The sequence below is a fragment of the Vibrio sp. 1402 genome (assembly GCF_033340275.1).
This window is the reverse complement of record NZ_JAWOWE010000686.1, coordinates 1-521: the sequence shown is the minus strand read 5'-3', so window position 1 is coordinate 521 and position 521 is coordinate 1. Positions and strand designations below refer to the sequence as shown.

The window sequence follows — 521 nt, the reverse complement described above, 5'->3', positions numbered from 1 at the left end:
TCAAATACTGGTCGCCAATAGCACGCGTGGTTGGTTGGTATTCTATTATGAGGATCAACTGATTGAGTTTGAAATACAACGAGACGCGGCGTTCTTAACTGAGTTGCAAGAAACAGCGCTTCAGTTTTGGGAGTTAGTACAGACCAAAAAAGAACCGTCAAAATGCCCTGAGCAAGATTGTTTTGTTCCCAAGGGTGAAGCCCAATACCGTTGGACATCGCTGTCTCGACAGTATTGCTCAGCACATGCCGAAGTGGTTCGACTGGAAAATCACATCAAATCTTTGAAAGAGGAAATGCGAGACGCCCAGTCAAAATTGGTCGCCATGATGGGTAACTACGCTCATGCCGACTATGCTGGGGTCAAACTCAGCCGCTACATGATGGCGGGCACGGTGGACTATAAGCAATTGGCCACCGATAAGTTAGGCGAGCTGGATGAACAGGTTTTAGCCGCTTACCGAAAAGCGCCACAAGAGCGGTTGCGCATTAGCACCAATAAGCCAGAGCAGCCCGTTGAAA

At 48.4% G+C, this 521-nt stretch carries 1 pseudogene; it reads left to right on the top strand.

The features are described from left to right. A pseudogene (locus R7044_RS27950) lies at nucleotides 1-521 on the top strand (endonuclease); the annotation flags it as partial.